Annotated in this window: 21 protein-coding genes; 15 read left to right on the top strand and 6 right to left on the bottom strand. The window is 29.0% G+C overall.

All coding sequences use genetic code 11. The features are described 5' to 3' along the window. The first annotated feature begins 1 nt into the window (after nucleotide 1). From ELQ06_RS07995 to ELQ06_RS07975, 5 genes are read left to right on the top strand one after another with little or no spacing between them, the layout of a single operon-like run. Nucleotides 2-1,402, top strand: a complete 1,401-nt coding sequence (locus tag ELQ06_RS07995) for a COG3400 family protein (protein WP_002874507.1) — start codon at nucleotides 2-4, stop codon at nucleotides 1,400-1,402. 45 nt (nucleotides 1,403-1,447) lie between these two features. Beyond that, on the top strand, nucleotides 1,448-2,503 hold the full coding sequence (gene aroB, locus ELQ06_RS07990) for a 3-dehydroquinate synthase (RefSeq protein ID WP_134237504.1): 1,056 nt from the start codon (nucleotides 1,448-1,450) through the stop codon (nucleotides 2,501-2,503). After that, nucleotides 2,500-4,071, top strand: a complete 1,572-nt coding sequence (locus ELQ06_RS07985; RefSeq protein WP_052781769.1) for a mechanosensitive ion channel domain-containing protein — start codon at nucleotides 2,500-2,502, stop codon at nucleotides 4,069-4,071. The genes aroB and ELQ06_RS07985 overlap by 4 nt, the downstream gene beginning before the upstream one ends. After that, nucleotides 4,068-5,318, top strand: coding sequence for a tRNA (N(6)-L-threonylcarbamoyladenosine(37)-C(2))-methylthiotransferase MtaB (gene mtaB, locus ELQ06_RS07980; RefSeq protein WP_052781770.1), 1,251 nt, complete (start codon nucleotides 4,068-4,070; stop codon nucleotides 5,316-5,318). Before ELQ06_RS07985 ends, mtaB begins: the two co-directional genes overlap by 4 nt. Before the next feature lie 3 nt (nucleotides 5,319-5,321). After that, on the top strand, nucleotides 5,322-6,938 hold the full coding sequence (locus ELQ06_RS07975; protein ID WP_052793812.1) for an ATP-dependent metallopeptidase FtsH/Yme1/Tma family protein: 1,617 nt from the start codon (nucleotides 5,322-5,324) through the stop codon (nucleotides 6,936-6,938). Between the two features lie 7 nt (nucleotides 6,939-6,945). Here the strand turns inward: ELQ06_RS07975 and ELQ06_RS07970 are convergent, their stop codons facing one another. After that, nucleotides 6,946-7,362, bottom strand: coding sequence for a PepSY-like domain-containing protein (locus ELQ06_RS07970; RefSeq protein WP_002853760.1), 417 nt, complete (start codon nucleotides 7,360-7,362; stop codon nucleotides 6,946-6,948). 98 nt (nucleotides 7,363-7,460) lie between these two features. Here ELQ06_RS07970 and ELQ06_RS07965 point away from each other — a divergent pair, with 98 nt between their 5' ends. Further along, nucleotides 7,461-7,979 carry a rhomboid family intramembrane serine protease gene (locus tag ELQ06_RS07965; RefSeq protein ID WP_002853517.1) on the top strand — a complete coding sequence of 173 codons (519 nt, stop codon included), beginning with the start codon at nucleotides 7,461-7,463 and terminating at the stop codon, nucleotides 7,977-7,979. Continuing rightward, entirely contained in the window at nucleotides 7,976-8,488 is a 513-nt protein-coding gene (locus tag ELQ06_RS07960) for a histidine phosphatase family protein (protein ID WP_052781772.1), read from the top strand. Before ELQ06_RS07965 ends, ELQ06_RS07960 begins: the two co-directional genes overlap by 4 nt. A gap of 14 nt (nucleotides 8,489-8,502) precedes the next feature. Here ELQ06_RS07960 and rpoD read toward each other — a convergent pair whose 3' ends face one another. Together rpoD and ELQ06_RS07950 are read right to left on the bottom strand one after the other, a co-directional pair. Next, complete coding sequence (gene rpoD, locus ELQ06_RS07955; protein ID WP_002883008.1) at nucleotides 8,503-10,371, bottom strand: RNA polymerase sigma factor RpoD; 1,869 nt, start codon at nucleotides 10,369-10,371, stop codon at nucleotides 8,503-8,505. Nucleotides 10,372-10,450: 79 nt separating this feature from the next. Beyond that, nucleotides 10,451-11,332: a LysR family transcriptional regulator gene (locus ELQ06_RS07950; RefSeq protein ID WP_002855820.1), complete on the bottom strand. Its 882-nt coding sequence runs from the start codon at nucleotides 11,330-11,332 to the stop codon at nucleotides 10,451-10,453. A gap of 112 nt (nucleotides 11,333-11,444) precedes the next feature. Between ELQ06_RS07950 and ELQ06_RS07945 the strand changes: the two genes are divergently transcribed. Further along, nucleotides 11,445-12,542 carry a YeiH family protein gene (locus tag ELQ06_RS07945; protein WP_052798061.1) on the top strand — a complete coding sequence of 366 codons (1,098 nt, stop codon included), beginning with the start codon at nucleotides 11,445-11,447 and terminating at the stop codon, nucleotides 12,540-12,542. 94 nt (nucleotides 12,543-12,636) lie between these two features. Beyond that, entirely contained in the window at nucleotides 12,637-13,209 is a 573-nt protein-coding gene (locus ELQ06_RS07940) for a hypothetical protein (RefSeq protein WP_052798060.1), read from the top strand. A 15-nt stretch (nucleotides 13,210-13,224) separates the two neighbouring features. Here the strand turns inward: ELQ06_RS07940 and rsmG are convergent, their stop codons facing one another. Continuing rightward, complete coding sequence (rsmG, locus tag ELQ06_RS07935) at nucleotides 13,225-13,791, bottom strand: 16S rRNA (guanine(527)-N(7))-methyltransferase RsmG (protein ID WP_052798059.1); 567 nt, start codon at nucleotides 13,789-13,791, stop codon at nucleotides 13,225-13,227. Continuing rightward, on the bottom strand, nucleotides 13,792-14,352 hold the full coding sequence (ribA, locus tag ELQ06_RS07930; RefSeq protein ID WP_002893228.1) for a GTP cyclohydrolase II: 561 nt from the start codon (nucleotides 14,350-14,352) through the stop codon (nucleotides 13,792-13,794). 57 nt (nucleotides 14,353-14,409) lie between these two features. Between ribA and hemB the strand changes: the two genes are divergently transcribed. Genes hemB through ELQ06_RS07900 form a run of 6 tightly spaced genes read left to right on the top strand, consistent with a single transcriptional unit; the run spans nucleotide 14,410 to nucleotide 20,165 of the window. Continuing rightward, nucleotides 14,410-15,393, top strand: coding sequence for a porphobilinogen synthase (hemB, locus tag ELQ06_RS07925; RefSeq protein ID WP_052793815.1), 984 nt, complete (start codon nucleotides 14,410-14,412; stop codon nucleotides 15,391-15,393). Beyond that, nucleotides 15,390-16,310 carry an ornithine carbamoyltransferase gene (gene argF, locus ELQ06_RS07920; protein ID WP_134237503.1) on the top strand — a complete coding sequence of 307 codons (921 nt, stop codon included), beginning with the start codon at nucleotides 15,390-15,392 and terminating at the stop codon, nucleotides 16,308-16,310. Before hemB ends, argF begins: the two co-directional genes overlap by 4 nt. Beyond that, nucleotides 16,307-16,798, top strand: a complete 492-nt coding sequence (locus ELQ06_RS07915; RefSeq protein WP_002853412.1) for a DUF2603 domain-containing protein — start codon at nucleotides 16,307-16,309, stop codon at nucleotides 16,796-16,798. Before argF ends, ELQ06_RS07915 begins: the two co-directional genes overlap by 4 nt. Further along, entirely contained in the window at nucleotides 16,785-18,140 is a 1,356-nt protein-coding gene (gene hemN / locus ELQ06_RS07910) for an oxygen-independent coproporphyrinogen III oxidase (RefSeq protein ID WP_052798058.1), read from the top strand. The genes ELQ06_RS07915 and hemN overlap by 14 nt, the downstream gene beginning before the upstream one ends. A 1-nt stretch (nucleotide 18,141) precedes the next feature. Then, entirely contained in the window at nucleotides 18,142-19,407 is a 1,266-nt protein-coding gene (locus ELQ06_RS07905) for a (Fe-S)-binding protein (protein ID WP_002853398.1), read from the top strand. Beyond that, nucleotides 19,404-20,165, top strand: coding sequence for a DUF5416 family protein (locus ELQ06_RS07900; protein ID WP_079460124.1), 762 nt, complete (start codon nucleotides 19,404-19,406; stop codon nucleotides 20,163-20,165). Before ELQ06_RS07905 ends, ELQ06_RS07900 begins: the two co-directional genes overlap by 4 nt. A gap of 2 nt (nucleotides 20,166-20,167) precedes the next feature. Here ELQ06_RS07900 and ELQ06_RS07895 read toward each other — a convergent pair whose 3' ends face one another. Beyond that, a complete protein-coding gene (locus ELQ06_RS07895; RefSeq protein WP_002853356.1) occupies nucleotides 20,168-20,374 on the bottom strand; it encodes a membrane protein in 207 nt (68 codons plus the stop codon). Between the last annotated feature and the right edge of the window lie 171 nt (nucleotides 20,375-20,545).

Genomic DNA, 20,545 nt, shown 5'->3' with positions numbered 1-20,545 from the left:
AATGAATAATATTTTAATTATAATAGATGGTATTTTAGCAAAGCATTTCTTAGAAAGGCTTTGTTTTGAAAAAGGCTTAGGTTACTTTTTTACAGTAGTGTGTCAAAATAGTGAAAAAAATAACTTAAATATTTCTAGTGAGTATATTGACTTGCATTATTTTGATCCTACAAGCACAGCGCGTCTTGAAAATATTATGAGTAAGGATTTTAAACAGGCTTTTATTTATATGCAAGATGAATTTGAAACTAAAAAAAGTTATGAGGCTTTGCGTTCTTTAAATCCAAATTTAGAAATAGAAATAATGGATTTTTGGGGGTTAAGTGTTAATGATACTCATGCAAATTTAGCTGATGCTAGAATGACTTTAAGCCGTAGATTTATGGATTTTTTACCAGATATTGCTTTAACAGCTCAGTATATAGGACTTGGAGTTGGAGAGATTATGGAAGTAAAAATTCCAGCAGGGTCTATTTTTGCTTATAGGCACATAAGTTCAATACAACAAAAAAGGTGGCGCATAGTCCTTATTTATAGAAATTCTAAAATTTATTTTGTAAAACCATCTTTTGTTCTAGAGCCAAATGATAGCATTTTGATCGTTGGGGATCCTGTTGTTTTACAAAGTATTTTTCATAATATAAGAGGCAAAGCAGGGCAATTTCCTATGCCTTTTGGAAGTAATGTTTTTGCTTTAATTGATATGAAAAATATGAATCAAAATATGCAAGAAAGAGTGCTTGATACTACTTTAAAATTAACTCAAAAAAGCAATGCAAAAAGATTTTTTATACATGTTATCAATCCTAAATTAGGGGTAATGTATGAAAAATTAAAAAAACTTTCTGAGGATAAAGAAGGTGTGTTTTTTGATTATTTCAACACGGATTTTAAACAAATTTCCATGTGGTTGCAAAATAATGATATAGGATTAGTTGTAACCGATATAAAAAATTTTGAGAAAGAAAAACAAGCTTTTTTTGATTTAAAAATTCCTATTATGAAGGTGGGTGAAGCTTCTTTTGATGAGCTTAAAGAAGCGATTATTTTAAGTGCTGATGAGAGTGAGCTTGAAAACAATGCAAATGTCATTACTGATTTAAGCAAACAGCTTGATTTTGGAGTTATTTTATATTATTATAATCCAAATTCTCAAAATACTACAGATATGGAGGAGTATTTTAGAAGTTTATCTAAGCTTTATGATAAAAATATACAAATTATTAATAAAAATGATGAAAACCCTCTTTTAAATTTGCAATATCGCGAAGATTTGTTACAATTTGTGAGTTTTCAAAAAGAATTACTAAATAGAGATTTTGGCAGAAATTTAAGTACAAATTTAAATAGGCATTATTATAAAATGAGACAAAATTACCAACTTTTCATACCAGTAGAATAAATAATTAATTAAATGTGATAGAATAAACGCAAAAAGAGTAGTTCAATGCAAGTAGAAGTTAAGTTAAAAGAAAATGCTTATAAGGTTTATATTGATGAACTTGAAGAATTAGAATTTGATAGTAAGGTTTTTATACTTTCAAATCCTAAGATTTCAGGTCTTCATTTGAAAACATTACTTTCTAAAATTAAGGCAAAAGAAATTTTTATTGCCACTGTAAAAGATGGTGAAGAATATAAAAATTTAAACACCATGGAAGAAATTTTAAACCAAATGTTTAATTCTAAATTGGATAGAAAAAGCGTACTTATAAGTTTTGGTGGTGGCGTGATTAGTGATATGGGCGGATTTGCTGCTAGTATTTATCAAAGAGGTATTGATTTTATAAATATTCCTACTACACTTTTAGCCTGTGTTGATGCAGCAGTAGGTGGAAAAACAGGTGTTAATAATAATTTTGGTAAAAATCTTATTGGCACTTTTTATCAACCTAAAGCTGTATATTGTGAGAGTTTTTTTTTAAAGACTTTGAGCTCTAGAGAACTTGCTGCAGGCATGGCTGAATTTATTAAAATGGCAGCAATGTTTGATTATAGTATGCTTGATTTTATAGAAAAAATTGATGAAAAAAGTTTCTTAAATGCTACTTGTGAGAATGAAATTTTTACTCAAATTATAGCAAAAAGCATAGAGCTTAAATCAAGGGTTGTTGAACAAGATGAAAAAGAATCAAGGCTTAGAATGCTTTTAAATTATGGTCATACTTTTGCTCATGTTATAGAAAATTTTACAGATTATAAGCTTTATTTACACGGAGAAGCGGTGGCTATAGGTATGGTTATGGCAAATCAATTGGCTTTAAATTTAGGGCTTTTGGATAAAATGCAAAGTCAAAGAATAAAAGATATTTTGCTTAAATTCGGTTTGCCAATATCATATAAAATCAACAATGTAGATGAATTTTATGAAGCTTTTTTCATGGATAAAAAAAGCTCTAATAAAAAAATCAATTTTGTTCTTGCTAGTCCTTTGGGTAAGGGTTTGATAAAAGGTGATATTTCTAAAGAAGATATAATTGCAACTTTAAGAGAATTCCAATGAAAAAAATTATTATTTTAACCTTTTTTGTTGTTTTTGCTTTTGGTGATGTAAATCGGACTATTATTAATAATATAAATGAGAAAATTAATACTTTAAATACTGTAATCAGTGCTAGTATTTGGAATATACGTTATGAAAATTTTATAAAATATCAAGATATAAATGATGAATTAATCATTTTAAATCTTAATTTAAAAAAGACTTCTGATATTCACCATCAAGAAGAACTTAAACGCAAGATAGCAAATTTAGAAGAGCAATTGAGCTTGCTTAAAGAATATAAAGATTTAAATTTTGCACAAAGTCTTAGTGCCCCTGATAATATAGAAACTTTATCTAAGCTTACTAATCCTTTGGCTATTATAGGAGCTTTTTCTCATATTAAGAAATTAAAAGGAGAAAAGGAAGAGTATATATTTAAATTTAATGATTTTAAAAATTTAGTAGATAAAATCAAGGAAAAAAACTCAGAACTTAAGGAATTAGTTGAGCTTAAACCAAGTGTTGAGAATATAGAAGCTTTAAAAGCTTCGGATAAAAAGTTGGAAGAATTTGAGCAAGCTTTGAATTTTGCTAGTGTTTCTTATTCTGTTTATGAGAAAAAAATTGATGAAGAGCTTTCTCGAGTAAGTGCTGAGATTAAAGTTCAAAGTTTAAGGGCTGTAAATATACTTGTTGCTATTGTTATTGTCATAGCTATAGCTTTTATGTTGAAATTTATTGCTAAAAAATACATTAAAGATAGTGAAAGATATTATACTGCTACAAAGATTATTAATTTTATTAATATAAATATTATTTTTCTTATTTTACTCTTTGCTTATATAGAAAATATTACTTATCTTGTAACTATACTTGGTTTTGCTTCTGCAGGCTTAGCTATTGCTATGAAAGATATGTTTATGTCTATGCTTGGATGGTGTGTGATTATTTTTGGCGGAAGTTTTAGAGTAGGGGATCGTGTAAAAGTTTTTCAAAATGATACTACCTATATAGGAGATATTATAGACATTTCTTTTTTACGCATTACTCTTTATGAAGAGCTTACGCTTGAAACTTATAATAAAAATCGTCGTAGTGGGCGTATTATATTTATTCCTAATAACTATGTTTTTACAAATTTGCTTGCTAATTATACCCATCATGGTATGAAAACCGTGCTTGATGGCATTGATATAAGTGTTACTTTTGATAGCAATCTTGACAAAGCTCAAGAAATTGTAGAAAATATTGTTACACGCCATGCCAAAGGTTATACTGAGCTTGCTAGAAAAAATATAGCTCGTTTACAACATGAATATAGTATTAAAAATCCTAAAGTGGAGCCAAGGTTTTTTATGTTTTTTGAACATTGGGGAATGAGAATTTCTGCATGGTATATGACTAATGCTTATGCGGCTTTGGTATTAAGAAGTACGATTAGCAAAGAGATTATAAAAGAATTTAATAAGCATAAAGATATAAAAATTGCTTATCCATCGCAAAATTTATATTTAGGAAATTTAAATCAAAATCATTTTGAACAACATCATGAAAATATGTATTTTCATGCAAGGAATAAGGATTGAAAGAAAAAGTTTTTTTTAAAACCTTTGGGTGTCGCACAAATATTTATGATACAGAGCTTTTAAAAAGTTATGTAAAAGATTATGAGATTATAAATGATGAGAATAAAGCACAAATTATCGTTGTAAATTCTTGCACGGTTACAAATGGGGCTGATAGCGGGATAAAATCTTATATTAATACCATGCAAAAAAAAGGCATTAAAGTTATACTTACAGGTTGTGGGGCTGTAAGCAAAGGTAAGGAGCTTTTAGATAAAAAGCAAGTTTTTGGAGTGCTTGGAGCGTCAAATAAAGATAAAATCAATGAATTTTTAGGAGCAAAGACAAGTTTTTATGAACTTGGAAATTTAAATTTTATTGATAAAGATATAGTTTGTGAGTATGAAAATCATACCAAAGCTTTTGTGAAAATTCAAGAAGGTTGTGATTTTGCTTGTTCTTATTGTATTATCCCTAGTGTGCGGGGAAAATCAAGAAGCGTGGATGAAAAAGCTCTTTTAAAACAGGTTGAAATTTTAGGAGCCAATGGTTATAGTGAAATTGTTTTAACAGGGACTAATATAGGTTCATATGGGCTTAAAAATGGCACAAGTTTAGGCAAGCTTTTACAAAAAATGGGACAAATTTCAGGTATAAAACGCATAAGGTTAGGTAGTTTAGAACCCGCACAAATTGATGAAAGTTTTTTAGAAATCTTAGATGAAACTTGGCTTGAAAGGCATTTACATATTGCATTGCAGCATACAAGTGAAAAAATGCTTCGTATAATGCGAAGAAGATCGCATACGGATAATGATTTAAAGCTTTTTAATACTATAGCAAGCAAAGGATATGCTTTGGGGACGGATTTTATAGTAGCTCATCCAGGTGAGAGTGAAGAGCTATGGCAAGAAGCTTTAAAAAATTTTAAAGAATTTCCACTTACTCATATTCATGCTTTCATTTTTAGTCCTAGAAATAACACGCATTCTGCTACTATGAAAGATGTGATAAATGGAACTTTAGCTAAAGAAAGGCTAAACACTTTAAAATCCATAGTAGAAAAAAATAATTATGAATTTAGAAAAAAAAATCAAGTTTCACTTGAAGTTTTGGTAGAAAATCAAAAAGATGGTTTTTTTGAGGGTTATGATCAGTTTTTTAATAAGATCAAAATTAAAAGTGGTAAAGATATAGCTAAAGAATGGATCGTTATATCTGAATATGAAGTACAAGAAAAGTCTAACTTTGCAAATTTAAAAGGCTAGATAATGAAAAATAAAAAGATAATTTTAGCATCTTTTATGGTTTTATGTATGCTTTTGGGAATTTTATATTTTAAAAATGAACCTAAATATATAGATGAAAATCTTTATCAAAGTCTATTAAGCCAAAATTTAATCCAAAAAGCTGTGATTGATAAAGACGAAATTTGGCTTAAGGCAGAAGGTGAAAATTACGTAATTATAAAAGATGGTATAGATATAAAAACACTTTTATCAAAGGTTCCCGTAGAGGTTAAAAAAGATAATACGCTTTGGGTGTTTTTTATTTTACTTATTTTTATTATCGCACTTGTTATAAGTCTTGGTTATTTTGCTCGTAAAAAAGAGTTGGCTAAATATCCAATATCAAATAAGAATCAAAATCACACTCAAGCTCAAAATTCAAATATAAATTTAGAAAGTTCCCATATAAAACCTGTGATTTCAAATATTACTTTTAATGATGTAGCAGGTGTTGATGAAGTTAAAATGGAGCTAAGTGAACTTGTGGATTTTTTACAAAATCCTAAAAAATATAAAGAATTTGGTGTAAAAATGCCAAAAGGTGTTTTAATGGTAGGCCCACCTGGTGTAGGAAAAACATTGATAGCAAAAGCAGTTGCAGGAGAAGCAGGGGTGCCATTTTTTTATCAAAGTGGTTCAAGTTTTGTTGAAATTTATGTAGGTATGGGTGCAAAAAGAGTTAGAGAGCTTTTTTCAAAAGCTAAAATGATGGCACCTAGCATAGTTTTTATTGATGAAATAGATGCCGTAGGTAAGGCAAGAGGAGAAATGTCAAATGTTGAAAGAGATAGCACTTTAAATCAACTTTTAACTCAAATGGATGGTTTTGAGGACAATAGCGGGGTTATAGTTATAGCTGCGACAAATAAAATCGAACTTATGGATCCTGCTTTATTGCGTTCGGGGCGTTTTGATAGGAGAATTTTTTTATCTTTGCCTGATTTTAAGGATAGACTTAAAATTTTAGAAATTTATATGAAAGATAAAAACAATAATGTCAATTTAAATAAAATCGCCAAAGCAAGCGTAGGTTTTAGTGGAGCAGGGCTTGAAACTTTGGTCAATGAAGCGGCAATTAATGCTTTAAGAAGAAATAGTGCTTTAGTTGAGGAAAGTGATTTTTATGCTGTATTAAATAAAGTTCTTTTAGGCAAGAAAAAGATTTTAAGTTTTAATGATGAAGAGAAGAAAATTCAAGCCACTTATCAGGCTGCAAAAGCTTTGAGTGCGTATTATTTTGACATAGGATTTGAAAAAATCACTCTTATTGAAGATCGTTTTAAAGAATATGAGCATAATATAAGATCAAAATCAGAGCTTATCAATCGTATAAAAGTTTATTTGGCTGGTTCTAGAGCTATGAGATTGATTTATAATGAAAGTTATACTAACTCGCAAGATGATTTTTTAAAGATTAAAGAATTGCTTGATTATATGTTGAGTTTTGATATGTTAGAAGAGTCAAATTTAAATGAACAAAAAAAAGAAATGGATGAATTTTTAAATTCTATGAAGGATAAAATTTTAAAATTATCAGAGCTTTTGCTTGAAAAAGAAAAGATAGAATATGATGATGTTAAAAATATAATGCAGGTTTGATTATATTTTAATCATCAATTTCTTTGTGCAAGATAGTTCCATTAAAATCTATAAGAATTTTTACATCGTTATCAAGTTTAATCTTGTAATGATTGATTTTTCTTTCGATTTCTCTAGCTTTTATATTTGGAAATTCGTTTTTAATGATATTGGCTAAATTTTGAGGTAAAAAATCTAGATCAAAAGGAAAGGCTTTATTTTCAATTTCCTTCCAAGCTCCATCTATGTCAAATTCAAGTTCTGTCCCATCGCTAAGATAGACTTCATAGGAATTTTTGTCTTTTTGTACGATCCCTATGGGTGCTTTGAAATTATGTTGTAAAAATTCTTTAGAAACACTTGGTAAATTATCAGCAGAAATTATTATATCAGCATTTAAGGATAAACTTAAAATAGTAATAATGCTTAAAAATTTAATTTTCAATATTCTTCCTAAATTATTTTTTAGTAAAATTGTAAAGAATTTATGTGAATTTTATGTGAATTTTAAGACAATATTACAAAAAATAAAGGTTTTATATTTTGCTTACAATTTTTTTAATTTTTTTAAATATTTTATGTTATTTTTTGATTTCTTATGATTATTACAATATCCTTGGTTTGAATATTTTATTTTTTAATGGAGCTTATTGGCAGCTTTTAAGTTCAATGTTTTTACATGGAAATTTAACTCATCTTATATTAAATATGATAGTTTTGTTTCAATTTGGGCGTATATTAGAAACTTATTTGGGTGCTTTGCGTTTTATTTTTATTTATTTTATTGGCGGATTGTTGTGTTCACTTTTAAGTGTTTTTTATGTGTATTTTGATTTTAAATATTTTGGAGAAAATATAAATGTCATAGGTGCTAGTGGTGCAATTTGTGTTTTAATGGGCTTTTATGCTGTTCTTGATAAAAATAGCACAAAAGGACTTATAGTGGCAATTTTACTTATGAGTTTTGCGCCATTGCTTATGGGGGTAAATGTTGCTTGGTATGGTCATATTTTCGGGTTTATGTGTGGTTATATTTTAGCTAAAATAAAAGAGGTAAAATGAAAAAAATTTATATTATAAGACATGCAAAAGCAAGTAAGAGTGAAGACATCGATGATTTTGAAAGAAAACTTACTAAGAGTGGAAAGGAAGATTTAAAAAAACTTTTTAAAAATCTTGCTTCGCATGAAATTCATCCTGATTTGGTGCTATCAAGTCCTGCTGTTAGAACCGCTAAAACAGCGAAAAAAATAGCCAAATTTTATAATTTTGATAAAAATAAAATTTGTTTTGATGAAAGATTGTATCTTTGCAATGTTGAAAATTTACTAAAAATTCTGCAAGATATTGATGATGAGTTTAATGAAGTATTTTTAGTGGGTCATAATCCTAGTTTAATGGAGCTTGGAGAGTTATTAAGTTCGCTATGTTTAGCTTCTTTTCCAACTTCTTCTATCTTGTGTTTAGAATTTGATATTAAGGAATTTAAAAATTTAAAAAAACATAGCGGAAAATTAGTTTTTTTTGAACATGTACGCAAGTTAAAAGAAGAAAAAGATTTGGGTTTTTAGCAAGAGATTGACTCTTACTTCCAACCTTCTATATAATTTTTTAGTTTTCTTCCTACTTTAGGATGTTTGAGTTTTTTTATAGCTGAACTTTCTATTTGTCTCACTCTTTCTCGAGTGACATTAAGCTCTTTCCCAATTTCCTCTAAAGTTCTATCACTTTCATCATCCATTAAGCCAAAGCGCATTCGAATTACCGCTTTTTCCCTATCGTTTAATTGATCTAAAACTTCATCAATTTGTTCTTTTAAATCATCCTTTAAGATATGATCCATTGGAGAAAGAGAATTTCTATCTTCAACAAAATCTCCAAATTTACCATCATCCTCATTTCCTATTGGAGCTTCAAGAGAAATTGGTTCTTTTGTGATTTTAATAACTTGTTTAACCTTATCTATGCTTAAACCTACTTCTTTAGCTATAACACTGACATCAGGTTCTTTTCCATCTTTTTGTAGATGTTCGCGGATAATTTTGTTAATTTGATTGATGGTTTCTATCATATGGATTGGAATTCTTATGGTTCTTGCTTGATCAGCTATAGCCCTTGAAATAGCTTGCCTGATCCACCAAGTTGCATAAGTGGAAAATTTATAACCCCTTTTGTATTCAAATTTATCCACAGCTTTCATCAAACCTATATTTCCTTCTTGGATAAGGTCTAAGAAAGGCAGACCACGATTTGTGTAGCGTTTAGCTATGCTTACAACAAGGCGCAAGTTTGATTTTGCCATTCTTCCTTTTGCTTCATCAGAGATTTTTTTACCGCGTTTAATTTGCTCCAAAATTTCTTTTAAGCGTGATTTTTCAAGATCAAAGCTTTTTTCACTGGCTTCTTTAGTTTGAAATAGTTTTTTAATTTCCATATAAGTGCTTACCATGGTTGTTTCTAAAGCTCGCTCTGTGATTTCTTCTTTGCTCAATTTTGTAATATCTTTTAAAATATCTGCATGGCGTTTTTTAAGTTCATCAGAAAACATAGGTAAGCGGTATTCTAAACGCTTAAGTTCTTTGTCAAATTCTTCATCACTTTTTAGTGCAGTTTCCATTGATTTTACGATTTCGCTAATAAGTTTTGAAGTAGGGCCTAGATCCATTAATTTTTCTTTTAAAATATTTTTTTTGAACGCGATGCTTAATTTATCTAAAAGCTCATCTCCACTTTCTTTGTCTTTGGATGTTTTTAGCCAATCTTTTTTAGCTTTTTCTAGAGCTTTAAATTTTTCTATAACTTTTAAAGTTCTTTCATCTTCTTTTTTGCTGTTTTTTTTAGTATTTTCTTCGTCTGATTCTAATTCTGTTTCGTTTTCTTCGTCTTCATCTATATCAAGTTCATCAAGTTTATCATCACTTTTTTCTTCATCGTCAAAGCTTTTAAATAGTTCTTTTACCCTTCTTTCTCTGTTTATTAAAGGTTCTTTATAATCTAAAATAAAATCTATCAAATAAGGCACAGAACAAAAAGCATCAATGATAATATCTTCGCCAAGTTCTATTTTTTTGGAAATTTCAATTTCTTCATCTTTGTTTAATAAAGCAATTTGTCCCATTTCTCTTAAATACATACGAACAGGAGAGTCTGATCTACTCCATTCTAATAAATCGTTTTCATTGGCTAAATCAAATTCGTTCTCAAGGCTTGTATCTTGGAGTTTTTGTTTTTCTTCTTGAAGTCTTTTTGCATCTTCTATGTTTTTCATTTGTGCAATTTCAGCTGCTGAAAAAAGTTGCACTTTGTGTTTTTTCATTAATGCTTGCACTTTTTTAGCGGTTGATGCACTTGGTTGTTTTGTAAGATATTTTACCAATTTTTCATATGTGATATAATCTTTTGCATTTTCTTGAAATAATTCTTCTAATTCAGCTTCTTGAGTTTTGGCGTTCATTGATTATCCTTGAAATTTATATAAGCTTTGGATTTTATCTAAAAATTGCTTAACTTTCTATATAAATCGGTTATTATGTTTATGATTTGAATATTTTTTCAAATTTTTCTAAAGCTCTGTTAAAATTATAATTTTTTCTTTTTAAGGTATAAAATTTACGCTTTAGGTCGATATTTTTTAATTTAATTTCATAAAGTGTTGAATTTTTTAATTCTTTTTCTATGCTTTTTTTGGAAAAAATAGAGATTGCTTTTTTTTGTAAAACAAGTTCTTTAATCGCAGCCATTCTATCAAGTTCAAGAAAAATATTAAGTTTTTTTGAGCTTGCACCAATTTCGTTTAAAAATTTATCCCTTAAGCCTGAGCCTACTTCTCTTAAAATCCACTTTTGTTCCAAAAGTTCATCGATATAAAATTCTTTTTCATTGAGTTTTTTATCACTTGTAGCTACTATAAGTTCATCATCTTGCCAAAAATTTATTTCTAAATTTTCATACTCCACTAAAGCTGGATCAAGTTCTGCTTCAATGATTGCAAATTCTATATTTCCGTTTTTTAGTAAATTTAAACATTCTTTTGAATTCTGCGTTTGAGAGCGAATTTCTATGTTTTTAAATTCTGCCTTAAAATCAAATAAAATAGGAGCTAAAAAATGTTCAGAAATGCTTTGAGTTGAGGCTATTTTTATTTCCCCTAAGAGCATACTTTCATCGTTTAATTTTTCTAAGCTTTGGTAGTAGGCTTGTATAATTTTTAACCAATTTTTTCCTAGTTCTAAAGCTTTTGGTGTAGGTAAGAGTTTTTTTCCAAGTCTTTCAAATAAAATGCCATCAAATTTATTTTCTAAATTTTTAATTACTATTGAAACATTAGGTTGGGTTATGGAAAAATTGTTGGCTGTATGAGTTGGACTTTGAGTGTTTAAAAGATCTAAAAATATTTCCATATCTTTGATTTTCATGAGTGATTCCTTTATTTAATAAAAAAAATTTATTATAAAAATTAAAATAATATATTTTTATAATTTTAATAAAAAAAATATAATAACACAAAATTTACAAAAAGGAAAATAAATGAAAACAAGTTTTTTAGCACATAGCGTGGCTATAGTGCGTTCAAATTTTAAGGGTTTGCTTTTTACTGCTTGTATAGTGATTTTTACTATGTATCTTTCTAGCGTTCAAAGTATCAAAGATACCACTCATTTAGCAGCGACTGCTTTTGCTATCATCATAGGAGTATTGCTTTCTCCTTGGTTTTTTAAATACCAACATCATTTTCAAGCCGGAGTGCATTTTAGTGCGAAAAAACTTTTAAGACTTGGCATTGTTTTATATGGTTTTAATATCACTTTAACTGAGCTTTTAAGTGTAGGATTGAAAGGATTTTTGCTTTCTGCTATAGTGATATTTTTTGTTTTTATTATTGCTTTATTTGTGGGAACGAAAATTTTTAAACTCGATAAAGAAACTTCTATGCTTGTTGGAGCCGGAAGTGCGATTTGCGGTGCGGCAGCGGTTTTAGCACTAGAGTCAAGTTTGAAAAGTGATCCTTTTAAGGGAATTTTAGCTGTAGGTACGGTGGTGATTTTTGGACTTGTATTTATGTTCTTATATCCCATAGCTTTTTCTTTAAATCTTTTTCCTTTTTTTGATCAAAATGCTATGGGTGTTTTTATGGGAGCTACGTTGCATGAGGTGGCAAATGTCGCAGGTGCTGCTGAAATGGCAAAGGATATGGCAGGATTTGAGCAAGGTGCTTCTAATGTTGCAGTGATTATAAAAATGATGAGAGTGATTTTACTTGTGCCTTTTTTGCTTATAGTGACTTATTTTTTCGCTAAAAACCAGCATTCAAGCAGTGGAAAAACTGCAAAAAGTATCACTATACCTTATTTTGCTTTTGCATTTTTAGGCATGATAGTTTTAAATACTTATTTAGCAAGTAAAGAAAGTATTTTAGGTATTGCTACGAGCGATATCATCTCTTTAGGTAAAACACTTTGTACTTTATGTATCGTTTTTGCTATGGCAGCTTTAGGCTTGCAAATTGACTTTAAAAAATTTTTAAAAAGTGGCTCTAGGGTATTTGGCTTGGCTTTTGTTTTAGGGCTTGTTTTGATTTTTGGAGGATATTTTTTAACCTTAGCTTTTAAAGGTATACTTTGGTAATAAAAATTATTTTTTATTTTAGAAAATTTTATTTTATTAATCAACTAAGAATATAATTTAATTCATTAATTAAATTTATTAAAAAGGAATAAAGATGAAAAAAATTCTTGTAAGTGTTTTAAGTTCTTGCTTGTTAGCTTCGGCTTTAAGTGCTGTATCTTTTAAAGAAGATAGTTTAAAGGTTTCTTTTGAAGGATATAAAACTAAAGATATGATAGGAACAAAAGGTGAATTTAAAAATGTAGAATATAAATTTTCTAAAAATATAAAGGATTTGGCAAGTTATCTTAAAGGCGCTAAAGCTACCATAAAGCCAAGCAATGCTTTTATGAGTGAAGGCAATGATATTATAACCAATAATATCACAAAAGTATTTTTCCCTGCTTTATTGGGAGATACGGATATTAAAGTTGTTTTTCAAGATGTGATTGCGGGTGAAAATAAAGGCGTTATTTCAGCAAAAATTACTATGGATAAAAAAAGTACTATTGTGCCTTTAACTTATACTATCAAAGATAATAAATTTGAAGCTAAAGGACAACTTGATTTGCATACTTTTAAAAATGGTTCTAAAGCATTAAAAGCATTAAGCGATGTTGCTGCAGGACATGGTGGAATTTCTTGGCCTTTGGTGGATATCAGTTTTAATGCTGATTTAGCAGAATAAAAAGTAGCCTTAAGGCTACTTTAAAATACAATATTTTCTTAAATTATTTTCAAAAATTTCATAATCTTTTATATTTTCAAGTTCTTGATAAACTTCACTGCCTTTCCATAAAATAAAAATCGTATTTTCATCTTTTAGATTTTTGCAAATTTCAAGCAAAGGCTTGACATCCATTAAGGCTCTTGAGGTGATGATATCGGCTTTAAAGGTATTTTGGCATTCTTGAACTTTTTCTTTGTAAATATGTAAATTTGAGAGTTCACATTCTATTTTTAGTGTCCGCAAAAAAGCAGCTTTTTTGGGATTAGGTTCGAAAAGATGAAAATTACTTTGTAATAAAAAGGCTAAAAATACAGCTGGAAATCCTGCGCCACTTCCTATATCGGCGATATTTTTTGCTTTAGAAAAATCACAAAAATCTAAAATTTTAATACTATCAAAGATATTTTCATCTATATTTTTTAAATGAGTAAGATTGTGAATGCGGTTAAATTTAGATAATAACTCTTTATAAATTTTTATTTTTTCTTCAAAGTTTTTTAAATCATAGTTTTGTAAAAAATCATAATCTTTAAAAATCATTTATTTAAGATGTCCCATTTGAGTTTGTTTTATGTTTAAATACTCTGCATTAAAACGATTAGGTTCTATTAAAATCGGTACGCGTGTGATGATTTTTTCTTTGATAGAATCTAATTTTTCAGGGTTATTTGTGAGTAAATTAACCTTAGAAATTCCATAGTGTTTGAGTATAAATTCTACAATTTCATAAGTTCTCTCATCGGCTTTAAAGCCAAGCTGATGATTGGCTTTAATCGTATCAAAACCTTTATCTTGTAAAGCATAAGCATTAACCTTGTTAAAAAGCCCTATACCCCTTCCTTCTTGTCTAAGATAAATCACCATTCCGCCATTCTTTTCTATATATTTTAGCGAAAATTCAAGCTGTTCTCCGCAGTCGCATTTTAAACTTCCTAAAGCATCTCCTGTTAAGCACTCTGAATGAATTCTTAGATTGAGTGTATCTTTTGGAGTGTTTTTAAATATGCATAAATGTTCTTTATCGTTTTCTTTGAAACTTTGCATTTGGAAATTTCCCCATTTGCTAGGTAAATTCGCAATTTCTGAAATTTTTATTTCCATTTACTACTCTCTATAATCAAATTTATGTTAAGATTTTAGCAAAAAAAGGACAAAAAAATGTTTAAAAGATTTAGAAGATTAAGGCTTAATGAAAACTTAAGATCTATGGTAAGGGAAAATTCTTTAAGTGTAAATGACTTGATTTATCCGCTTTTTGTGGTTAATGGAACGGGGATAAAAAAAGAAATTTCTTCTATGCCTGATGTGTTTCAAATGAGTTTAGATGAAATTTTAAAAGAGTGTCAAAATGTAGTTAATTTAGGCATTAAAGCCATTATACTTTTTGGTGTTTTAGAAAATGAGAAAAAAGACAGTTGTGGAAGCGATGCTTTAGATGATGAAGGGCTTGTTGCAAGAAGTATAAGAGAGATTAAGAAAAATTTTCCAGATCTTTTTATAATCAGTGATCTTTGTTTTTGCGAATACACAGATCACGGGCATTGTGGGATTATCGATCCAAAAACAAAAAGCGTAGATAATGATGCAACTTTAGAAATTTCAGCCAAGCAAGCCTTAGTTCATGCAAGAGCAGGGGTAGATATGATAGCACCTAGTGGAATGATGGATGGTGTTATCACTACTTTGCGCAAAGCTTTAGATAAGGAAGGTTTTGAAAATTTGCCTATAATGGCGTATTCTACTAAATTTGCATCAAGTTATTATGGGCCATTTCGAGATGTAGCAGAGTCAGCTCCAAGTTATGGAGATAGAAAAAGCTATCAAATGGATTTTGCTAATGGTAAAGAAGCTTTAGAAGAAAGCTTGGAAGATGAAGCACAAGGAGCTGATATTTTGATGGTAAAACCCGCTCTTGCTTATCTTGATGTGGTTAAAGAAATATCCCTTCATTCTAACTTGCCTTTGTGTGTTTATAATGTAAGCGGAGAGTATGCTATGTTAAAGGCAGCTAAAAATGCAGGAGTGATTGATTATGAAAAAGTTTTGTATGAAACTATAATAGCTTTTAAAAGAGCAGGGGCAAAGCTTATCATCACTTATCATGCCAAAGAATTAGCTAAAATGTTAAAAGGAGAAAAATGAAACATTTTTTAACTTTAAGAGATTTTTCTAAGGAGGAAATTTTAAGCCTTGTAAATCATGCTAGCGAGTTAAAAAAAGAGCCTAAAAAACTTTTACAAGATAAAACTTTAGCAATGATTTTTGAAAAAAACTCTACAAGAACAAGAATGGCCTTTGAATTAGCCATAACAGAGCTTGGCGGAAAGGCTTTATTTTTAAGTAGCAATGATTTACAACTTAGTCGTGGCGAGCCTGTAAAGGATACAGCTAGGGTGGTAGGGGCGATGGTTGATTTTGTGATGATGAGAGTCAATAAACATGAAACTTTACTCGAATTTGCAAGATATTCTAAAGCTCCTGTGATCAATGCTTTAAGCGAGCTTTATCATCCTACTCAGGTTTTAGGGGATTTGCTTACTATCAAAGAATGGAATAAAATGCAAAATGGTATAGCAAAAGTTGCTTTTATCGGAGATAGTAATAATATGTGCAATTCTTGGCTTATTGCGGCTGCGATTTTGGGTTTTGAAATTAGTATAGCTATGCCAAAAAACTATAAAATTAGCCCTGAAATTTGGGAATTTACTATGAAACAGGCTTTGATTTCAGGAGCTAAAATTTCCTTAAGCCATGATAAATTTGAAGCCTTAAAGGATAAAGATGTAGTCATCACCGATACTTGGGTTTCCATGGGTGAAGAGAATGAAAAAGAACGCAAGATTAAGCAATTTGAAGGATTTATGATCGATGAAAAGGCTATGAGCATTGCCAATAAAGACGCGATATTGCTTCATTGTTTGCCTGCTTATAGGGGTTATGAAGTGAGTGAAGAAATTTTTGAAAAACATGCAGATGTGATTTTTGAAGAAGCAAGAAATCGCCTTTATGTGGCAAAAGCCTTGCTTTGCTTTTTGGATAATCAGAGAGGAAGAGAATGAAAGAGCTAGAAAAATATAGCACTTGCTTAAAACGCATTGATGAATTTAGTCAAAATCTAGGAATAAAGAAAAAAGATAGAACGATTTTTAAAATGAAGCAAAGCGAGAATGAAAACGAAAAATGTTTAGTTCTTGAAAATGGAAGTTTTGATTCTCCTGAGCCTTGGTTTGTGATCGATGAAAACGATGAAATTCACACTTTGCTTTCTTTACAAAGTCTTAAGAATATACTTGAAAGTTTAAAACAAAGTCAAAAAGAGAATTTTGAATTGCGTTTAGAAAAGGCGATTTATCAGCAAATTCCTGTAGATTTTAACGATGTTTGGACGGTTGCTATGGATGAGATCAAGCAAAAGGCACAAAATGGCACTATGGAAGTTAGTATTGATCTTGAAAAATTAATTTCTAAAATCAAACAAGAGCATCCAAATTTATTTGTAGATATGCAAGCGATGATAGAAAGGGTAAACCAAAATGAGAGATTATAAAGCTTTTGTAAAATACTCTAAAGCAGGACCACGCTATACTTCTTATCCTACAGCAGTAGAGTTTAATACAAATTTCAAATACGAAGAATATATAGAAATTTTAAAAAAACAAGATAGATCTTTATCGCTTTATTTTCATTTACCATTTTGTAGGAGTGCTTGTTATTTTTGTGGTTGCAATGTCATCTATACTGCAAAAGAAGAGAGTAAAGAAAGGTATTTAACTTATATTTTTAAAGAGCTTGATATTTTAAGTACCATTTTAGATACTAAAAGAGAAGTGGTGCAAATGCACTTTGGTGGCGGAACTCCAACTTTTTTTAGCGCTAAACAACTTCAAAGTTTGATTTTAAAAATCAGATCTGTTTTTGGAAATTTTTCTAAAGATGCAGAGATTAGCTGTGAGATCGATCCGCGTTTTTTAAATGAGGAACAAGCCATAGTTTTAACGCAAAATGGCTTTAATCGTATCAGCTTTGGAGTGCAGGATTTTGATGAAAAAGTTCAAAAAGAAATTCATCGCATCCAGTCTTTTGAATTAACACAAAATGCTTTAAATCTTGTAAGAAGCAAAGGGATAAAGTCTGTAAATATGGATTTAATTTATGGTTTGCCTTATCAAAATTTACAAAGCTTTACACAAACTTTAGAAAAAGTTATGCTTTTAAACCCTGATCGTTTGGCGATTTTTAATTACGCTCATGTGCCTTGGCTTAAGAAAAATATGAGAAAATTTGATGAAAATACCTTGCCAAGTCCTGATGTTAAGCTTGAAATTTTAGAATTTTGTGAGAAATTTTTAAGCAAAAATGGTTATAAAATGATAGGAATGGATCATTTTGCAAAAGAAAATGATGAGCTTTTTAAAGCTTTAGAAAATGGAACTTTGCATAGAAATTTCCAAGGTTATACTACCAAAGGCGGTGCTGATTTAGTCGGTATTGGGCTTACAAGTATAGGCGAAGGGCAAAGACATTATGCGCAAAATTTTAAAGATATGTCAAGTTATGAAGCTGCATTAGATAGAGGAGTTTTGCCTTTTGAAAGAGGCGTAGCTTTAAGCGATGATGATGAGCTTAGAAAAGCAGTGATTATGGAGTTAATGGCAAATTTTAAGCTTGATATTAAGTCAATAGAAAAAGAATTTTCCATTGATTTTCAGGAGTATTTTAAAGAGGATTTAAAAGCTTTGGAAGAATACAAAGATTTTATTAATTTTGATGAAAATTTTATCAAAGTCAATGAAACAGGCGTTTTGCTTATAAGAAATATTGCTATGTGTTTTGATGCTTATATGAAAAACATTAGTGAAGATAAAAAAGTATTCTCAAAAACGGTGTAAGATGAAATTTAGTCAAATAAGTGATGCTTGCGTTAAATGTGGCAAATGTATACCTGTTTGTACTATACATGAAGAAAATCGCGATGAAATTACTAGTCCAAGAGGATTTTTAGATCTTTTAACTGCTTATAAAGAGGGAAGTCTAGAGCTTGATAAAGAAGCTAAGAAAGTTTTTGAATCTTGTTTTTTATGCACCAATTGTGTTGAAGTATGTCCGAGTAAATTAAGAGTAGATAATGCCATAGAAGAAGTTCGTTATGATATAGCTAAAAAATTTGGTATAGCTTGGTATAAAAAACTTATTTTTTTCTTTTTAAGAAGACGCAAAATTTTAGATTTGGTAGCTAAGCTTGGCTATGTGTTTCAAAGTTGTGCGTTTAAAATTCAAAATGAGAATGAAAATACAGGTATGAAGGCAAGATTTTCCATGCCTTTTGTTAAAAAGGGAAGATTACTTACAAGTTTTAATAAAAAAAGTTTCTTAAATTCTAATCCAAAATTTATCAATAATGATGGAGAAAAAACAATAGGTTTTTTTGTAGGTTGTTTGGCGAATTATTTTTACATAGATACGGCTAATGCGGTGCTTAAAATCACTAAGGAATTAAAAATCAATGTGGATTTGATGAAAGAACAAGTATGTTGTGGAGCGCCGCAATTTTTTACGGGTGATTTTAAAAGTGTTGAAGTTTTGGCTAAAAAAAATATTGAGTATTTTGAAAAAAAATTAGAAAAATTAGATGCTATTATAGTTCCTGAGGCCACTTGTTCGGCTATGTTAAAGATAGATTATGAACATTTTTTTATAATGCAAAATGATTTAGACTGGGCAAAACGCGCAAAATGTGTGTCATCTAAGATATATATGGCTAGCGAGTATTTTTATAAATTTACTTCTTTGGAAGAAATTTTAAAAACAAAAAATAAATTTAATTATAGCATTACTTATCACGATCCTTGCCATGCAAGAAAAATGCAAGGGGTTTTTAAAGAGCCAAGAGAACTTTTAAAAACAAATTATCATTTTGTAGAAATGAGTAATTCTAATACTTGTTGCGGTTTTGGCGGGGTGAGTATGCAAACGGATTATTATGATAGAGCTTTAAGTGTAGGGCTTAAAAAAGCACAAATGATCGATGAAAGTAAGGCTAGTGTGGTAAGTGCCGAGTGTTCAGCTTGTAGAATGCAAATTTCAAATGCATTAGAACAAAATTCAAGCAAGGTTGTTTTTGCTAGTCCTTTAGAACTTATAGCAAAAGCTTTGTGATGATGAAGATAGTATTTAAAGGCAAAAGTTCTGAATATGAAATTCAAAGATCGTGCTTTTGTGTTGATGCTTTTGTGATTAAAGATAAGATTGAAGAACGAGATGGTGTTGATTTTATCACTTCAAATGTAGATCTTTTGGAATTTGATGATGACAGTTTTACTTTTGAAGAAATTGTAAAACATTTTAATATTTGTGATACTGAAGATATGATTATCGTTGAAGATTTTGACATGAAATCAAACAAAGATAATCAAAACCAAGAAGATGATATAGAACACAACATCTTAAAATCCGAAAAAATAATACATGAAAACACAAAACAAACAAGTATGCAATTTAAAAATTTAAAATTTTTTTCAAGAATTTTTAAAAATGAAAATTTTCTTTCTGATTTTAAAGAAAGTAAGCAAGAAGTTGTTACTATCAAAAAACATGAAAAACTTGAAATTTTTAAAAATTTATCTCAAGAAGATCAAGAAATTAGCTTTGTTAAAATTGAAATTTTAAATTATGATAGTAATGAAGATAGTTTAAGTTTTAATCTTGATATATTTCCAAGCGGTATGAGCTATAAGTACGGAATTTTAAAAGGCTCTATGCATATTATTTTACAAGGTAAAACTTCTAGTACGATGCTTTTTCCGTTTTTAAAAAGTATGATTTATAAAAATAAAAGCGAAAATTCAAGTGAAAAAATTTTTACTTTAATGATAAATCAGAAAAAACACTATAAGCTTATCGCAAATCTTTCTTAGTTTTATTTTATTATATTTTCTATATTAGAGCGATTTTTTTCAATTAAAGAGCGATTTTTTTGAGTTGTTTCTTTAAGATCGGCTATATCTTCTTTCATATTTTGTATGTTTTGGTTGAGTAATTTTATCTTTTTTTCATAGCGAGTAACGATGATAAAGACTACAAATAAAAATATAATAATCAAAAAAATAAATGCTAAAAATTCCATATTTTTCCTTTTTAAAACTAGATTTTGAAATATATCATTTAAATACTTCAAAAAACTTTTACGGGTTTTTTATTTTGTATTTTAGTTTTTTTATCTTTAAACTTATATATAAATTGTCAAAAAGTAACAAAAAAATATATAAAAAAATAATTAAATTAAAAAAATAATTAA

Source organism: Campylobacter sp. CH246, from assembly GCF_004378835.1.
Taxonomy (GTDB): domain Bacteria; phylum Campylobacterota; class Campylobacteria; order Campylobacterales; family Campylobacteraceae; genus Campylobacter_D; species Campylobacter_D jejuni.
This window is presented reverse-complemented; position numbering and strand designations above follow the sequence as displayed.